This is a genomic window from Kribbella pratensis (genome assembly GCF_004365355.1).
GTDB lineage: Bacteria > Actinomycetota > Actinomycetes > Propionibacteriales > Kribbellaceae > Kribbella.
In genome coordinates this window covers 660,880-676,339 of record NZ_SODP01000002.1, presented here as the reverse complement: position 1 = coordinate 676,339, position 15,460 = coordinate 660,880, and the positions used below count along the sequence as shown (strand labels likewise).

General features: G+C 68.5%; 16 protein-coding genes. 8 read left to right on the top strand and 8 right to left on the bottom strand.

The annotated features are described in order from the left end of the window. Window positions 1-5: 5 nt before the first annotated feature. Window positions 6-482, bottom strand: coding sequence for an SCP2 sterol-binding domain-containing protein (locus EV653_RS19860; protein ID WP_134105230.1), 477 nt, complete (start codon window positions 480-482; stop codon window positions 6-8). 65 nt (window positions 483-547) lie between these two features. Between EV653_RS19860 and EV653_RS19855 the strand changes: the two genes are divergently transcribed. The 3 genes from EV653_RS19855 to EV653_RS19845 all read left to right on the top strand — a co-directional run bounded on the left by EV653_RS19855 (window position 548) and on the right by EV653_RS19845 (window position 4,714). After that, window positions 548-1,174, top strand: a complete 627-nt coding sequence (locus EV653_RS19855) for a TetR/AcrR family transcriptional regulator (RefSeq protein ID WP_134105229.1) — start codon at window positions 548-550, stop codon at window positions 1,172-1,174. A 100-nt stretch (window positions 1,175-1,274) separates the two neighbouring features. After that, window positions 1,275-3,902 (top strand): phosphoenolpyruvate carboxylase, encoded by a 2,628-nt coding sequence (locus EV653_RS19850; protein ID WP_134105228.1) that lies wholly within the window; start codon window positions 1,275-1,277, stop codon window positions 3,900-3,902. After that, on the top strand, window positions 3,899-4,714 hold the full coding sequence (locus EV653_RS19845; RefSeq protein WP_134105227.1) for a biotin--[acetyl-CoA-carboxylase] ligase: 816 nt from the start codon (window positions 3,899-3,901) through the stop codon (window positions 4,712-4,714). Before EV653_RS19850 ends, EV653_RS19845 begins: the two co-directional genes overlap by 4 nt. On the opposite strand, the gene EV653_RS19840 is transcribed toward EV653_RS19845, so the two are convergent. The 3 genes from EV653_RS19840 to EV653_RS19835 are packed head-to-tail and all read right to left on the bottom strand — an operon-like array spanning window position 4,686 to window position 6,781. Continuing rightward, a complete protein-coding gene (locus EV653_RS19840; protein ID WP_134105226.1) occupies window positions 4,686-5,234 on the bottom strand; it encodes an MOSC domain-containing protein in 549 nt (182 codons plus the stop codon). The two genes, EV653_RS19845 and EV653_RS19840, sit on opposite strands and share 29 nt — an antisense overlap. Before the next feature lie 48 nt (window positions 5,235-5,282). Beyond that, window positions 5,283-5,390 carry an MFS transporter small subunit gene (locus tag EV653_RS42850; RefSeq protein WP_422386627.1) on the bottom strand — a complete coding sequence of 36 codons (108 nt, stop codon included), beginning with the start codon at window positions 5,388-5,390 and terminating at the stop codon, window positions 5,283-5,285. Next, complete coding sequence (locus EV653_RS19835) at window positions 5,387-6,781, bottom strand: OFA family MFS transporter (protein WP_134105225.1); 1,395 nt, start codon at window positions 6,779-6,781, stop codon at window positions 5,387-5,389. Before EV653_RS19835 ends, EV653_RS42850 begins: the two co-directional genes overlap by 4 nt. A 165-nt stretch (window positions 6,782-6,946) precedes the next feature. On the opposite strand from EV653_RS19835, the gene EV653_RS19830 reads away from it, so the two are divergent. Next, window positions 6,947-7,576, top strand: coding sequence for a PH domain-containing protein (locus EV653_RS19830; RefSeq protein WP_134105224.1), 630 nt, complete (start codon window positions 6,947-6,949; stop codon window positions 7,574-7,576). Here the strand turns inward: EV653_RS19830 and EV653_RS19825 are convergent. Further along, window positions 7,573-8,793 (bottom strand): GNAT family N-acetyltransferase, encoded by a 1,221-nt coding sequence (locus EV653_RS19825; protein ID WP_166679583.1) that lies wholly within the window; start codon window positions 8,791-8,793, stop codon window positions 7,573-7,575. The two genes, EV653_RS19830 and EV653_RS19825, sit on opposite strands and share 4 nt — an antisense overlap. A gap of 70 nt (window positions 8,794-8,863) precedes the next feature. Here EV653_RS19825 and EV653_RS19820 point away from each other — a divergent pair, with 70 nt between their 5' ends. Further along, a complete protein-coding gene (locus tag EV653_RS19820) occupies window positions 8,864-9,784 on the top strand; it encodes a hypothetical protein (RefSeq protein ID WP_166679495.1) in 921 nt (306 codons plus the stop codon). A 5-nt stretch (window positions 9,785-9,789) separates the two neighbouring features. On the opposite strand, the gene EV653_RS19815 is transcribed toward EV653_RS19820, so the two are convergent. Further along, window positions 9,790-10,308 (bottom strand): hypothetical protein, encoded by a 519-nt coding sequence (locus tag EV653_RS19815; RefSeq protein WP_134105223.1) that lies wholly within the window; start codon window positions 10,306-10,308, stop codon window positions 9,790-9,792. A 51-nt stretch (window positions 10,309-10,359) separates the two neighbouring features. Then, complete coding sequence (locus EV653_RS19810) at window positions 10,360-10,920, bottom strand: GtrA family protein (RefSeq protein ID WP_134105222.1); 561 nt, start codon at window positions 10,918-10,920, stop codon at window positions 10,360-10,362. A gap of 154 nt (window positions 10,921-11,074) precedes the next feature. Between EV653_RS19810 and EV653_RS19805 the strand changes: the two genes are divergently transcribed. From EV653_RS19805 to EV653_RS19795, 3 genes are all read left to right on the top strand, one after another. Further along, the gene (locus EV653_RS19805) at window positions 11,075-12,247 is read left to right on the top strand and encodes a 5-(carboxyamino)imidazole ribonucleotide synthase (RefSeq protein WP_134105221.1); all 1,173 of its coding nucleotides are present in this window, start codon (window positions 11,075-11,077) and stop codon (window positions 12,245-12,247) included. A gap of 28 nt (window positions 12,248-12,275) precedes the next feature. Beyond that, window positions 12,276-12,761, top strand: a complete 486-nt coding sequence (gene purE / locus EV653_RS19800; protein ID WP_134106607.1) for a 5-(carboxyamino)imidazole ribonucleotide mutase — start codon at window positions 12,276-12,278, stop codon at window positions 12,759-12,761. A gap of 75 nt (window positions 12,762-12,836) precedes the next feature. After that, window positions 12,837-14,057 (top strand): MFS transporter, encoded by a 1,221-nt coding sequence (locus EV653_RS19795; protein WP_134105220.1) that lies wholly within the window; start codon window positions 12,837-12,839, stop codon window positions 14,055-14,057. Here EV653_RS19795 and EV653_RS19790 read toward each other — a convergent pair whose 3' ends face one another. Further along, complete coding sequence (locus EV653_RS19790; RefSeq protein ID WP_202871749.1) at window positions 14,058-15,395, bottom strand: UDP-glucose dehydrogenase family protein; 1,338 nt, start codon at window positions 15,393-15,395, stop codon at window positions 14,058-14,060. Between the last annotated feature and the right edge of the window lie 65 nt (window positions 15,396-15,460).

The window sequence follows — 15,460 nt, the reverse complement described above, 5'->3', positions numbered from 1 at the left end:
CGCCGTCAGGCAGGCCCGACGGCGAACAGCTTGGTAAGACGCGCGGCCTGCGCCAGGTCACCGCGGACCGAGAGCCGTTGCTTGAGGACCGCCACGATCGGATCCTCGTTGCCGGTCACGATCCGCAGCAGCGTGGCCGGATCCGTGCGGATAGAGATGTCCGCCGGAGCAGGCTGCGTCGACAGCACCGTGCACCGGCCGTCGTGGACGTGGATCCAGTACTCGTCGACGGAGTGACCGTCCCCGCCCGCGCCGGTGATCTGCCAGCTGATCACAGCGTCGAACCCGGCGGCCCGGGCGGGTCGGAGGTACTCCGGCATCCGGCGAAAGATCTCGCGCAACGCGACCTCTCGCACTCCCCCGATGAGACGATGCCGAAGCTCCCGCTCCGACGTCCGGTCGACCAATCGGGCCAGCTCGCTCGCGTCCAAGGTGGTAATGCCCTCGGACTCCAGCCAACCGGCACTGCCTCGCTCGGTCATCGACCACCCCCGCGGCAGTTCCTACCGGACTGTAGGAATTTCCTACGATGCGGTAGGTTTGTCAAGTGGTCGAGGACCCTGAACGACGTCGGCGCGCCCGTCATCTCGGTCCGGAGCGCCGTCGCCCGCTGATCCTGGATGCCGCGCTCGAGGTTTTCTCCGCGAACGGCTTCGCCGGGACGACGATGCAGTCCGTCGCGGATGCGGCCGGCGTCACCAAACCCGTCGTCTACGACTCGTTCGCGAACCGGGACGAACTCCTGCTGGCGCTGCTCGCCCGCGAGGAGCAGCACCTGGTCGTCTCGATCGTTGCCGCGCTGCCCGCCGACCCCAGCGTCGGCACCCCGGAGGAGCATGTTCTCGAGGGCCTGACCGCGTTCCTGACCGCGGTCTCCGAGCAGCCGCAGTCGTGGCGCATCGTCTTCGGCGCGCAGTACGGCGCTGCACCCGTCGTCGCCGAACGGGTCCGCGCCGCCCGCGCGTTCCTGGTCGAGAGCCTGCGCCTGACCCTGCTCAAGTCCCTCCCCGACGTCGCCGACCCGGACGCGAACCTTCCCGTCCTCGCCGAACTGCTCGCGTCGATGACCGAGTCCTGCGCCCGGATGCTCGTCGTCGACGGCACCGAGCGCAGCCCGGCCGAGCTGGCGAAGACCGTCTCCCAGGTCGTCGCCGGCGGCTTCGGGAACGTCTGAGCGCAACATACTGTGAAGTAGCTGAACGCGCGGTCACGATCGGCTTCCAGTGGCTGGACTGTGCGGCATCGACGGGCGTCCGCCGATAGGGTGGGCGAACGTGAGCGACACCGGTAGTGAGACCCGTACCCGCGCGCGGTTCGAGGTGCCTGAAGAACTCAGGGCCGACGTCCGCCTGCTCGGCGAGATCCTCGGCAAGGTCCTGGTCGAGTACGCCGGCCGGCCGCTGCTCGACGACGTCGAGAAACTGCGCGAGCTGACCATTGCCGGTGACGGCGCCGCGGCCGAGCAGCTGGTCGCGTCGTGGCCGCACGAGCGGGCCGAGGACGTGGCGCGGGCCTTCACCTGCTACTTCCACCTGACCAACCTGAGCGAGGAACTGCACCGCGCCCGGGTACTGCGGGAGCGCGACCGGGCCGGCAGCGAGGCCGTGGTGTCCGAGCTGGCCCAGGCCGTCGAGCAGATCACCCGCGACAGCGGCGAGCAGCAGGCCCGCGCCCTGCTCAACGGGCTGGAGTTCCGCCCGGTGCTGACCGCGCACCCGACCGAGGCCCGGCGCCGCGCCGTACTGGCCACGATCCGGCGCATTTCCGCGCTGCTGGACGAGCGCCACGACCCGCGCGCCGGCGACAGCGACCTCGCGGAGAACCGTCGCCGCCTCGTCGAGCAGGTCGACGTTCTCTGGCGTACGTCGCAACTCCGCACCAGCCGGCCCACTCCGCTGGACGAGGTGCGGTCCGCGATGGCCGTGTTCGAAGAGACCCTGTTCGATGTCGTCCCCAACGTGTATCGCCGCCTCGACGACGCGCTGGCCGGTGACGCAGCCGGCACCCGTACGCCGGTGGTCGCGCCGTTCGTGCACCTGGGCTCCTGGATCGGCGGCGACCGGGACGGCAACCCGAACGTCACCGCGGCGATCACCCGGGAGGCCATGCAGATCCAGGCCGACCACGTCCTCCGGGCGCTCGAGCAGGCGACTGAGGCGCTCGGCCGCGCGCTCACTCTGGACGCCGCGACCACTCCGCCGTCCGCACCGGTTCGCCGCATCCTGGAGGACGCCAGAGCGGTCAACCCGGAGCTGATCGCTGACATCGAGACCCGCTCGCCGGCTGAGCCGCACCGGCAGCTCCTGCTGCTCGCAGCGCGCCGGCTGGCCGCGACCCGATCCCGTGACGCCGACTTCGGCTACCCGCGGGCCGCTGACTTCCTCCACGAGCTCAAGGTCCTGCAGGACTCGCTGGTCACCGCCGGCGCACCACGCCAGGCCTACGGCCAGCTGCAGCAGCTCATCTGGCAGGTCAACTCGTTCGGCTTCCACCTGGCCGAGCTGGAGATCCGCCAGCACTCCGCAGTACACGCCAAGGCTCTTGAAGAGGTGTTGGGCGGCGGGGAGCTCTCCGACCAGACCGAAGAAGTGCTGGCCACACTCCGGGTCATCGGTCAGATCCAGCAGCGCTTCGGCCCCGAGGCTTGCCGTCGGTACGTCGTGTCGTTCACCCGCAACGCCGGTGACCTGGCAGCTGTCTACGAGCTGGCTGATGCCGCGCTGGACGGTCGCCCGATCGAGCTGGACGTCGTACCGCTGTTCGAGACCGGTGAGGACCTGCAGAACTCGGTGGAGGTGCTCGACAACGCGATCCAGCTCACCCGGGTGCGGCACCGGCTCACCGCGAACGACCGGCGCTTCGAGGTCATGCTCGGGTACTCCGACTCGGCCAAGGACGTCGGACCGGTCTCGGCGACGCTGGCGCTGTACGACGCGCAGGCGCGGATCACGGCCTGGGCGCAGCGCAATGCGATCCGGCTGACCCTGTTCCACGGTCGTGGTGGCGCGCTGGGACGCGGCGGGGGTCCGGCGAACCGCGCCGTGCTCGCGCAGGCTCCCGGTTCGGTCGCCGGCCGGTTCAAGCTGACTGAGCAGGGCGAAGCGATCCCGGCGCGGTACGGGAACGCGCCGATCGCGCAGCGCCATATCGAGCAGGTGACGGCGGCGACGCTGCTCGCGTCCACTCCGGCGGTGGAGGAGCGGGCCTCTGCAGCGGCGGAGCGGTTCGCGGTGATGGAGAAGACGCTCGACGAGGCCGCGCGTACGGCGTACCACCGGCTGGTGAAGGCGGACGGGTTCGCGGAGTGGTTCGGCCGCGTGACTCCGCTGGAGGAGCTCGGTCAGCTGCCGCTCGGGTCGCGGCCGGCACGGCGTGGTGTGGCGGTGTCGTCGCTGGAGGACCTGCGGGCGATCCCGTGGGTGTTCGCCTGGTCGCAGGCCCGCGTGAACGCACCGGGTTGGTACGGCCTCGGTACGGCGCTCTCCGCTGTCGGGGACGTCGGCCTGCTGCAGGACGCGAACCAGAACTGGCCGCTGTTCCAGGTGATGCTGGAGAACGCGGAGATGTCGCTGGCGAAGACGGACCGCCGCATCCTCGGTCGTTACCTGGAGCTGGGCGACCGGCCGGACCTGACGCAGCAGATGCTCGACGAGCACGCGCTGACGACCGAGTGGGTGCTCAAGGTGCTCGGCGAGGAGCGACTGCTGCAGGGGAGGCGCGTGCTGGGCCGTGCGGTCGAGCTGCGCAACCCGTACGTCGACGCGCTCAGCTACCTGCAATTGCGGGCCTTGCGGACACTGCGCACGGACGACTCGCTGGACGAGGAGCAGATCGTCCGCACTCGACGGCTGCTGTTGCTGACCGTCTCGGGCGTTGCCGCCGGTCTGCAGAACACCGGATGAGATTCAGCGACCTGGAGCGGCCCCCGCTGGACGAGAAGTTCCTGCGGGGCCGCTTGGTGCGTCCCGGTGCTCTGTGGACGCAGATCGACGTACTCGCGGAGACGCCGTCGACCAATGCGGTCGTGGCCGCCGCGGCCGCTGGTGGACAGGCCGAGGGGCTGGTTGTTGCCGCGGAGTACCAGTCGTCCGGGCGGGGGCGATTGGGGCGGACGTGGACCACGCCACCGCGGTCTGCCTTGCTCATGTCCGTTCTGCTGCGTCCGGTGACCGTGGAGGCGGCTCGCTGGCCGTGGCTCGGTCTGCTGGTTCCGCTGGCTGTTGCGGCTGCAGTGCGTGCGGTTGCCGAGGTCCCGGCACAGGTGAAGTGGCCGAACGACGTACTGGTCGAGGACCGCAAGCTGGCGGGCATCCTGCTTGAGCGCATCGAGGGACCTGCCGCCGTGGTCGGCATCGGCCTCAACGTGACGCTGCGCGAGTCGGAGAAGCCCCATGAGGCCGCGACTTCGCTGGAGCTGGAGAAGGCAACGACGACCGACCGCGCCACGGTCATGGCCGCCGTACTGCGTGAACTCGCCTCCCGTTACCAGTCCTGGGTCGACGCCGACGGGGACCCGGGTGCGGTGCTTCCGGAGTACCGCGAACTGTCCGCGACGCTGGGGCGAACTGTCCGCGTCGAGCTACCGGACGGCACGTTCCTGGAAGGCACTGCCCGCGACCTCGCTGACGATGGTCGCCTCATAGTCGACTCAGCCGATGGCCCAAGGCCCTTGGCAGCAGGCGATGTCACGCACCTGAGGACAGCTGGCCAATAGTCGGTCCGTGGTCGGGTTTGTGGACCACCGTGATGCGGTTGCCTTCACGCACCGAACCGCTCTCGAGCACTTTCAGATAAGCGCCTACCCGACCGGTATTCGCGAACCGGTGGTGGAACCGGTGGATCCCCATCCGCCCCGACAGGTTCCCGCACGGCGTACGCGGCGACCGTACCTCCACCAGGATCCCGTGCTTCGGCCCGCCGATCCGCCACCGCTCGCCGATCACGGCGCCGGTGATATCGAGCCCGGACGTCGTCAGGTTCTCCCCGAACAACCCTGGCGGGATGTCCCGGTCCAGCTCGTCGGCCCACCACGCCGCATCCTCCGAGGCATACGCATAGAGCGCCTTGTCCGGCCCGCCGTGGTACCGCGTATCGCACTGCCGATCACCGACCAGCCCAAGCTCCCCGACCTCGACCACCCCACCCACCGGCCGCTTGTCGATCGCGGTCCATCGAGTCGGCCCACGGATCACCTCATGTACGAGGTTGACCGCGATCAGGCGCCCGATGGTCATGCCACCATCGTGCGCCGTCTCGCGTCGTCGTACTTGATCGTTTTCGCTTTACTCGGTGAAGATTTTTGCGGCGGTGATCAGGGTCTCGATGACGCCGTACCCGAGCAGGACGGCGACCAGGAGCCAGGAGATCACCAGGCGTGGGGTCTGGTTCATTGCGCTGCCTCCATCGTGGCCTCGGACTTCTCGTGGAACCGTTCGGCGACGGAGCGGATCAGCAGGTTCGCGACGAACCCCACCGCCAGGACGCCGACCATCGTGAACAGCGCCGGCCGGTACGCCGAAGCGGTCAGCGTGCCCGGTTTGCCTTCGTGGTCGAGGAAACCGTTGATGATGAGCGGTCCGGCGATGCCCGCCGCCGACCACGCGGTCAACAGCCGCCCGTGGATAGCGCCGACCTGATACGTGCCGAACAGATCCCGCAGGTACGCCGGAACCGTCGCGAATCCGCCGCCGTAGAACGAGATGATGATCGCGGCGAGCAGGACGAAGACCACCGTGCTGGTGTGGCCGACGGTGGCGAGTAGGGCGTACGCGATGATCCCGACGCCGAGGTACATCGCGTAGATCGGCTTGCGGCCGATCACGTCCGACGTCGTCGACCAGCCGAACCGGCCGGCCATGTTGAAGATCGACAGCAGCCCGACGAACCCGGCCGCCGCCGCAACCGCGACGCTCGACTTGCCGTTGTCGCCCCGGAAGAAGTCCTGGATCATCGGGCTGGCCTGCTCGAGGATGCCGATGCCCGCGGTCACGTTGCAGAACAGCACGACCCACAGGAGCCAGAACTGCGGCGTCTTGATCGCGTTCGCGGCCGACACGTTCGCGGTGGTGACGAGCGGCTTCTGCTGCACGGTCTTCGGGTCGAATCCCTCCGGCAGCCAGCCCTCGGCAGGCACCCGGATGTTGAAGACGCCGAACATCATGATGATGAAGTAGCCGATGCCGAGCGTGACGAACAGCCCGACCAGCGCGCCGCCGCCCGCGACCGACGTACTGACGTTCGGGTCGTAGTTCGAGTCGTACAGGCCGAGCAGTTGGCGCGACAGCGGGCTCGCGACGAGCGCGCCACCGCCGAAGCCCATGATCGCCAGGCCGGTCGCGAGACCCGGGCGGTCCGGGAACCACTTGATCAGCGTGGACACCGGCGAGATGTAGCCGATCCCGAGACCGATACCGCCGATCACGCCGTACCCGAGGTAGACCAGCCAGAGCTGGCCGGTGCCGATGCCGAGAGCGCCGACGAGGAAGCCGGTGGCCCAGAAACAGGCAGCGACGAACATGGCTTTCCGTGGACCGTTGCGTTCGACCCAGGTGCCGCCGACCGCGGCGGACAGGCCGAGCATCACGATCGCGATGCTGAACACCACGCCGACCGCGGTCTGACTGCTGTCGAAGTGCTTCACCATCGAGGTCTTGTAGACGCTGGTCGCGTACGCCTGCCCGATGCACAGGTGAACCGCCAGCGCGGCCGGTGGGATCAGCCAGCGGCTGTACCCCGGCGGCGCGATCGTGTGCTCCCGATCGAGTATCGACAAGACTGCCATCACGGCTCCTTCTCGTCCCCCAGTTGGTAACCCCTCGCGCATCTTGGCTCACTGTATGCATTTTGTGAAGTGTTAAACCAGTTTGTCGCCCGATCGTGTCGGGCCGACTGCCCCCGGTCGTGTCGACAGGGGACATTCGGACCCGGTAGCTGTGAGACTGGGGGTATGGCGATCTCGGCGAAGTTGTTGGGTGAGGACGAGTACGTCGTCGTCAGCACCCGGACGCACTGGAAGGCGCTGATCGGCCCGGTGCTTCTGCTACTGGTGGTGGCGGCCGCGGGTGGTTTCCTGGCCGCGATCGTGCCGACCGGGTCGTTGCAGACCCCGGCCCGGATCGCGATCCTCGCCGTCGGTGTGGTGATCCTGGCGGCGTTCGCGCTGAAGCCGTTCCTGAACTGGTTCTTCTCGACGTACACGATCACGAACCGGCGACTGATCACCCGGCACGGCATCCTCACCCGCACCGGGCGGGACATCCCGCTGATGCGGGTCAACGACGTGTCGTACGAACACGGCCTGATCGACCGGATCCTCGGCTGCGGCACGCTCCACATCGAGTCCGCCGGTGAGCGCGGTCAGGTGGTGCTTCCCGACGTACCGCATGTCGAGCACGTCCACCTGCAGATGTCCGACCTCCTCTTCGGCGGCCCGGACGGCAAACCAGGCGACGGCATCCTCGAGAACGAAGACCCGCCGGAACACATGCGGCGCCGCCCGCAGCAGCCGCAACAACCACAGCAGCAGTCCCGCTCGGACGACGCCGAAACCCTCTTCAGCTCAGACGACGACCGCTAGAAGACCTCGAGGCTGACCGGTGCCAGCGGCCAGCGGAAGGCTGCGGTTGCGTGGTTGAGCGACCCGGGGGTGTCTTCGGTGACCCGCCCGGTCGTTGCGAACTCGGCCAATGGGCGGCCGCCCAGGTAAGCCGCCGCGAGTTCGGCCACCGAGAGAGTCAGGTCGGCCGCGTCGTCCGTGCGTTCGCAGGAGACGGACGAGCCCGTCGCGGTCAGGCGGAACCGGCCTGTGTTTGCCTCGATCAGGTCGTCGGTTACCTCCAGGACGACGTCGACGGGGACGGCGTACTCGCGTTCCTGGAGGGCTCGGCGAACGTCGGTGATGCGAAGCCAGAGGGACTCGCTGACCCGGCGGTCCAAGGCCGTTGGTGTCTTCACCAGTTGGAGGAGGGGCTCGTCGACGGCTGCGTAGCCGTAACCGAGCTTGGCGCTGAGGTCCATGGTCAGGAGATGCTGCCAGAGGACCCGGTATGCCGTGGGGGACGGTGCGACCAGCTCTTCTACGTTGACCTCGTACGCCGGTCCGGTCGGACCCCAGACCATTTTTCCGCGCCAGAGAGCGTAGCCGTCAACGGTGTCGGTCTCGTCCCGGTGCACCACGATGCGGAGGGCGGTGCGGCCGCCGCGGTCGTCCGGCTTGTCTTCCAGGTGTTTCTGCCAGCGCAGCTCCGAGCGATCGGACACCCCGGGCCGGAGCTGCTGCATCAGGCTCAGGATGCGCGGCAGCTCCTTGAGCGCCTCATCCGCGGACAGTTCGCCGAGCTCGCCCGGCCGGATCGGTCCGGTCGGCGGGCCGACGCGGTGCAGATCGACCTCGTACGACGTACCCCACGCGGCTGCGGCGTATCCGAAGCGGCCGTAGATCGCGGGCTCGCTCGCCCAGAGGACCGCGATCGCCTCCGGCACCTCGCGCAACTGCTGCCCGATCAGCCGGGACATCACGCCACGCCGGCGATGCGTCGACTTCACGCCGACTCCGGTCACATGCGCCGCGGCCACGACGCCGCCCGGCACCGACAGGTCGCGCGTCAGTGCACGCGTCGAACCGATGACCTCGCCGCCGTCGGTTGCCACCAGCGCGCGCTCGGGCTCGAACAGTTGCCGCCCGAGTTCGTCGGGCGTCACCTCGAACATCATCGCCGCGCCGAACACGGCCTGGACCGCGTCGTACTCGCTTGCCTGGGCCGTCCGCACCTCGATATCGGTCACGTACGGCATCTTCACACGCCCCACCGACAACCACAGCCCTTACGCGAGCATCAAGCCTGGTGAAAGGGGCTGGTAGCACATGCGCAAACCACTCGGAACGGCCGCGGCGATTCTGCTCGCGGCAGCAGGGATGCTCCCTGGAACAGCGGTGGCGGGGCCGAGCGTGGTCTCGAAGCCGGATGCCACGTCGGCTGGGGGCTGCGGGATCTCGGTGGGGTCCGTGACGGCCGGCGGTGACCACGGGTACAAGAGCGTCGTCGCGGCGACGCCGCCCACGGCGACGGCCGCCGGCATCCTAGGGCGCGCCGTGTATCCCGATGGAGCGGTCCGGATCAGCTCGTCGATGTCGTGGGGTGACGACGGGGTCAGCATCGCCTTCGTCGGGGGCTACAGCGTCCTGGGGGATGCGCTGTACTACACGCAATACTCGACCGGTGACAGCGGCGTCATCGAGGGTGGAAACAAGCGGATCGGCGGCGGTTGGGGGAGCTTCGTCGCCCTCGACGAGGCGGTGTACTTCGACAAGGTGCTCCGGCACAACACGTACGGGCTCAGCAACGGCACGCTGTACCGCTGGACCGTCAGCAACGGTGTGTGGCGGAACAAGGTGTCCGCACCCGGGTTCGCGTCGGTGAAGTCGATGGCGCTGATCAGCTCGACCAAGACCTACGACACGTTCCTCGCGAACACCCGTGGCGGGGCGCTGTACACGATCCACATCCCGACCACCGCGCCGATGAAACCGATCGTCAAACAGGTCCGCAGCGCCACCTGGCAGGGCTTCGAGACGCTGCTCGCGTCGCAGTGCGGCCAGTACGGCACGCTCCTGCTCGGCATCGACCGCGATACCCACACCGGCTACGTGTACGCCGTCGGCCACGCCACTGGGACCACCACGGTCATCCAGTCCTTCGGCAAGGTCGCCGGCACCTTCACCGACCCGGTCTACTTCCACTGGACCGACGGCAACCCCACCTTCAAGCCACCCTTCGGAGAGTGACCCCCTCAGACAGCTTCGACCCCGTCGACCAGCCAGTGGCCGGCCACTGACTGCAGCGTGAGGACTACCCGGGTCCGCTGCACGCTCGGCGTCTTCAAAGATTTGGTCGTCGTGGTGGTGTCGACGAACAGGAGAACGTGCGCCGTGGTTGCGTTGGCGTCCTGAACCGCGGCCTCCTTGACGGTGGCCTTGGCCACGGCCTGCTGGCTCAATTGCTGTGCGCGGATCGCGGCCACGGTCTGGGCGAACTCGGATCCGAACTTGTCCGTCGTCACCTTCCGCGTCGCTGCCGCGTAGTCATCGAGCTTGCGGTAGTCGTAGCTGAACAGGACGCCCACGTTCGTCTGCGCGGCCGCGAGTACGTCCTTGCGCAACTGCTCGCCCGGTGCGGCCTCGTCGAGCTTCTGCTGCAGGTCGTCGGCGCGCTTCTGCTGGGTGTTGGCGTCAGCCCGCACGACGGCGACAGCGGCGATCCCGGAGCCTACGGCGACTACGAGCAGTACGGCGAGAACGATGCTGATCACAACCGCCGGCCGCTGAGGCGATGAAGGATTGCTCATCCGGCCGGCCCGCGGTCAGCGGACGACGGGCAGATCGCCGGTGTTCTCGTTGTCGAGATCGGCCGGGGAGTCCGGTGCCGGGGTGTGCTCGACCTCGTCGAGTTCGATCTCTTCCTTGAACACGAACTTCCGGTACGACCAGAAGCGGAACAGGGTGCCGAGGCCGAGGCCGATGAAGTTCGCGGCGATGTTGTCGGACAGCCAGGTGTGCAGGTCCAGCACGTACCGCGAGAAGGCCAGACAGCCGGCCGCGATCAGCAGACCGATCCCGTTCAGCACGAAGAACAGCACGTACTCACGGTGCAGACCGCTGCGCTCGCGGTGCCGCCACGTCCAGTAGCGGTTCCCGAAGTACGTCACGACGGTGGCGACCGTGGTCGAGATCAGCTTCGCGGTCAGCGGCTTGTGGTGCAGCATGCCCTCGCCGGAGTCGGCGAGCACCAGCGGGTTGTTGAACACGAGCCAGTTGTAGATCGGCAGGTCGACGAACAGACCGAGCAGACCGACCAGACCGAACTTGGCCACTTCGTGCACCAGATGCTGGAACTGGCGGTACAGCGTGGTGACGAGTTTCAACGGTCTTCGGAACCTTCTGTGATCACAGGGCGACGGGAGGGTCAGCTTCCCACGGTACCCGGCGACCGGTCCCACGCCGAAATCGGCAGAGTGGCCCGGGTGTGGCGCGGTGGCCGCCGACGGACTCCTGTTGTATGGACATTAGGCTCCCGGTGTGAAGTTCGATCGAAAAGACCTCCCCGTCGGCACCCCGGTGGTCGGCATGGTCGGCGGCGGCCAATTGGCCCGGATGACGCAGGAAACGGCCGTCGCCCTCGGCATCCAGCTCCGTGTGCTCGCCGAAGGCCCCGCCGTGTCGGCCGCCCAGGCGGTCGCGGACGCGCCGGTCGGCGACTACAAGGACCTCGAGACGGTACGGCGGTTTGCCGCGGAATGTGACGTGGTGACGTTCGACCACGAGCACGTGCCGACCGAGATCCTGCACACCCTCGAGGCGGACGGGCTGAAGGTCCACCCGGGCCCGGACGCGCTCGTGCACGCCCAGGACAAGGCCGTGATGCGCGCCCGGCTCGACACCTTCGACGCCCCGTCGCCGGCGCACCAGGTGGTCGTCACTCCGGCCGAGGTCGAGGACTTCGCCAAGCGGGTCGGCGGGTTCCCGATCATCCTCAAGACCACCCGCGGCGGGTACGACGGCAAGGGCGTCTGGTTCGTCGACGGGCCGGACGACGAGGACATCGCCACCGCCTTCGCCAGCGGCGTACCGATCCTGGCCGAGGAGAAGGTGGACTTCGTCCGCGAGCTGTCCGCGATCGTGGCGCGCTCGCCGCACGGGCAGGCGGTCGCGTACCCGATCGTCGAGTCGGTGCAGAAGAACGGCATCTGCGTCGAGGTCACCGCACCGGCGCCCGGCCTGGCGCCGGAGCGGGCCGCGCAGGCACAGCAGACCGCGCTGCGGATCGCCGGTGAGCTCGGCGTGGTCGGCGTACTCGCGGTGGAGATGTTCGAGGCACGTGACGGTCGGCTGCTGGTGAACGAGCTGGCGATGCGCCCGCACAACACCGGGCACTGGTCGATCGACGGCGCGGTCACGTCGCAGTTCGAGAACCACCTGCGCGCAGTACTCGACCTGCCGCTCGGATCGCCGGCCGCGCGAGCGCCGTACACCGTGATGGTCAACGTGCTCGGCGGCGATGTCGAGGACATGCACCGCGGTCTGCTGCACTGCATGGCCCGCGACCCGGGGCTGAAGGTCCACTTCTACGGGAAGTCGGTGAAGCCGGGCCGCAAGATCGGTCACGTCACTGCGTACGGCGACGACCTCGAAGAGACCCGCGAACGCGCGCGGCACGCGGCGGCGTACCTGACCGGCACCATCGACGAATAGGACAGGACAGACAGTGATTGGCATCGTGATGGGGTCGGACAGCGACTGGCCGACGATGAAAGCCGCGGCCGAGGTGTGTGTCGAGTTCGACGTGCCCTTTGAGGCAGACGTCGTGTCCGCGCACCGGATGCCGACCGAGATGATCGACTACGGACGGTCAGCCCACGAACGAGGGCTGAAGGTGCTGATCGCGGGCGCCGGCGGCGCCGCGCATCTGCCCGGCATGCTCGCGTCGGTGACGCCGTTGCCGGTCATCGGCGTACCCGTTCCGCTGAAATACCTCGACGGAATGGACTCCCTGCTGTCGATCGTGCAGATGCCGGCCGGAGTCCCGGTTGCAACGGTGTCAATCGGGAACGCTCGGAATGCGGGGCTGCTCGCGGTCCGGATCCTGGCCGCGACGGACGAGAAGTTGCGGGACAAGATGCTGGCATTCCAGGAATCGCTGGCCGAAGTGGCACGAGGGAAGGGCAGTACGGTGCGTGACGGGGCGGCAGAGTTGCGTAAAGCCTGAGGTGGTCGCTGGTTTCCACAGGATGGGGGCGGGTAGTCGTGAGATCCCATTGGTTGTCGTCTAAGGTCGTCGATCGTGACTCCGCCCACTGATTCGGACACGCAGCGCATACCGGTCCGCTATTGGATCTGGTTGTTCGGCGCGCTCGTCTCCTTGCTCGGTGACTTGACGATGACGTTTGCCATCGGCTGGTCCGCCACCCGTCACGGCGGCGGTGTCGCCGGGCTGATCCTGCTTCTCGCGGCGGCCCCACGAGCCGTGCTCCTTCTGATCGGCGGTGCGGTCGGCGACCGGTACGGCGCTCCGCGGGTGTTGCTGGTGAGCTGCGTGGCGATGTTCCTGGTGACTGCGGCTCTGGTTCCCGCGACCCGTGCCGTGGGGGAGCCGATCTGGCTCCTGGTCGTCCTGGCCCCGGTGGTCGGCATCATCGACGCGTTCTTCCTGCCCTCGTCCCGGTCGATGCCGCGCCTGCTCGTGCCGCCGGAGCAGGTGCCGCGGGCGCTGGCGAGTTTCCAGGTGGCGGGAGTCGTCTTCGCCGTCTCCGGTACTGCGGTCGGCGGCGTGCTGGTCAACTGGGCCGGCTTGTCCGCGGCGGCGGGCTTCGACGCGATCACCTTCGGCGTCATGATCGTCGTGCTCTACCTGCTGCGCGGCACCACTGCCCCGCACGGGTCGAGGACAACCACCATGTTCCGCTCGATCGTCGACGGCGTCCGGGCGGCGTTCGTACGGCCGCTCACGCGGGCGCTGCTGATCACGATGACGATCGCCGCGGGCCTGCTCATGCCGATGGATGCGCTGCTCCTGCCGCTGCTGGCCCGCGACCATCACTGGGACGCGAAGACGGCGGCCATCCTGATCGCGAGCCGCAGCATCGGAGTCGGCGTCGTGTCGATCCGGATCCTGATGCGCGGCGCCTTCCAGCGCCCGGGTGTCGTCGCGATGCTCGGGTTGTTGCTCGCCGCGGTCGGATTCATCGGCCTGTCCCAGGTCACTCCGCTCCCGCTGACCATTGCCGCCGCTGTCATCAGCGGCATCGGGGTCGGCACCTTCACCGGACATGTCCTGCCGCTGCTGATGAACTCGGTCGAGCGCGAGTATCAGTCCCGGCTGCAGTCGGTCATCGTGCTCTGCCAGAGCCTCGCGCTGGTCGTGATGAACCCGATACTCGGCAGCCTCGCCGACGTCGAGAGCATCCGGATCACCGGCGTCTGCCTCGGCATCGGCGTCGCCATCGCGCTCATCGGCCTGGTGGCACTCAGCCGCCCCGTCATCCGCAGCGCGCGGGTCGCGTAGCTACGGCCTTCCCGGCGCTCGGTACGTCCAGCCGGCGGCGCGCCAGGCTTCGGCGTTCAGGTTGAGGCGGGCGTCGATGACGACCGGGTGGGTGACGAGGCCGCGCAGTGCGGCTGGGTCGAGTTCGCGGAACTCGGGCCACTCGGTGAGGTGCAGTACGGCGTGGGCGTCGCGGCAGGCCTCGACCGCGGTCGGGGCGTAGCGCAGGGTCGGGCGGACGCGGCGGGCGTTCTCCATCGCCTCCGGGTCGTAGACGGTGACGTTCGCGCCGTGCAGCTGGATCCGGCCGGCCACGTCGAGCGCGGGCGAGTCGCGGACGTCGTCCGTACCGGCCTTGAATGCGGCGCCGAGGACGGTCACGTTCTTGCCGACCCATTCGCCGCCGAGCATCTCGTGGGTCAGGTCCACGATCCCGGCGCGGCGGTGCTGGTTGATGTCGTCGACCTCACGCAGGAACGTGATGACCTCTTCGACGCCGAGCTCGCCGGCGCGGTGCATGAACGCGCGCAGGTCCTTCGGCAGGCAGCCGCCGCCGTACCCCGGGCCGGCGTTCAGCATGCCGCGGCCGATCCGCTTGTCGTACCCGAGCGCGTCGGCGAGCAGCGTCACGTCGGCGCCGCTCGCGTCGGCCATCTCGGCGAGCGCGTTGATGAACGAGATCTTCGTGGCCAGGAAGGCGTTCGCGCCGCCCTTCACCAGCTCCGCAGTCGGCAGGTTGCACACGACAACTGGCGTACCTTCGCCGATCGGGGTGGCGAACACCTCGCGCAGCCGCGTCTCGGCGGCCTCGGACTGTACGCCGAACACCAGCCGATCCGGGTGCAGCGTGTCGTCGACGCCGTGCGCCTCGCGGAGGAACTCGGGCTGCCAGGCGATCTCGACGCTGGTGCCGGCCGGTGCCTCGGCGTGGAAGCGGGCCTCGACGATCTTCGACGTACCGACCGGGACCGTGGAGCGGCCGACGACCAGCGTCGGCTTGGTCAGCAGCGGCGCGAGCATGGTGACGACCGAGTGCACCTGGGCCAGGTCGGCCGCCTCGCTGCCCTCGAGCTGCGGCGTGCCGACGCAGATGAAGTGCACGTCGGCCCAGTCCGCGATCTCGCGGTAATCCTTGGTGAACCGCAGCCGGCCGGAGTCCACGTGCTTCTTCAGCAGCGGGTCCAGACCGGGCTCGTACAGCGGCGCCTTGCCGTCGTTCAGCAGCTTCAGCCGGTGCTCGTCGATCTCGACCCCGATGACGTCGAAACCGAACTCGGCCATCCCGGCGGCGGTGTTCGCGCCGAGGTAGTTCGTGCCGATGACGGCGATCCGCAGGGGGCGGGAGGTCGCTTCACTCATGTCGGGGACTCTACCCATCGTGGTTATCAGACGGTGACCGGCTCATGTCTGTGGAGTGCGCTCTT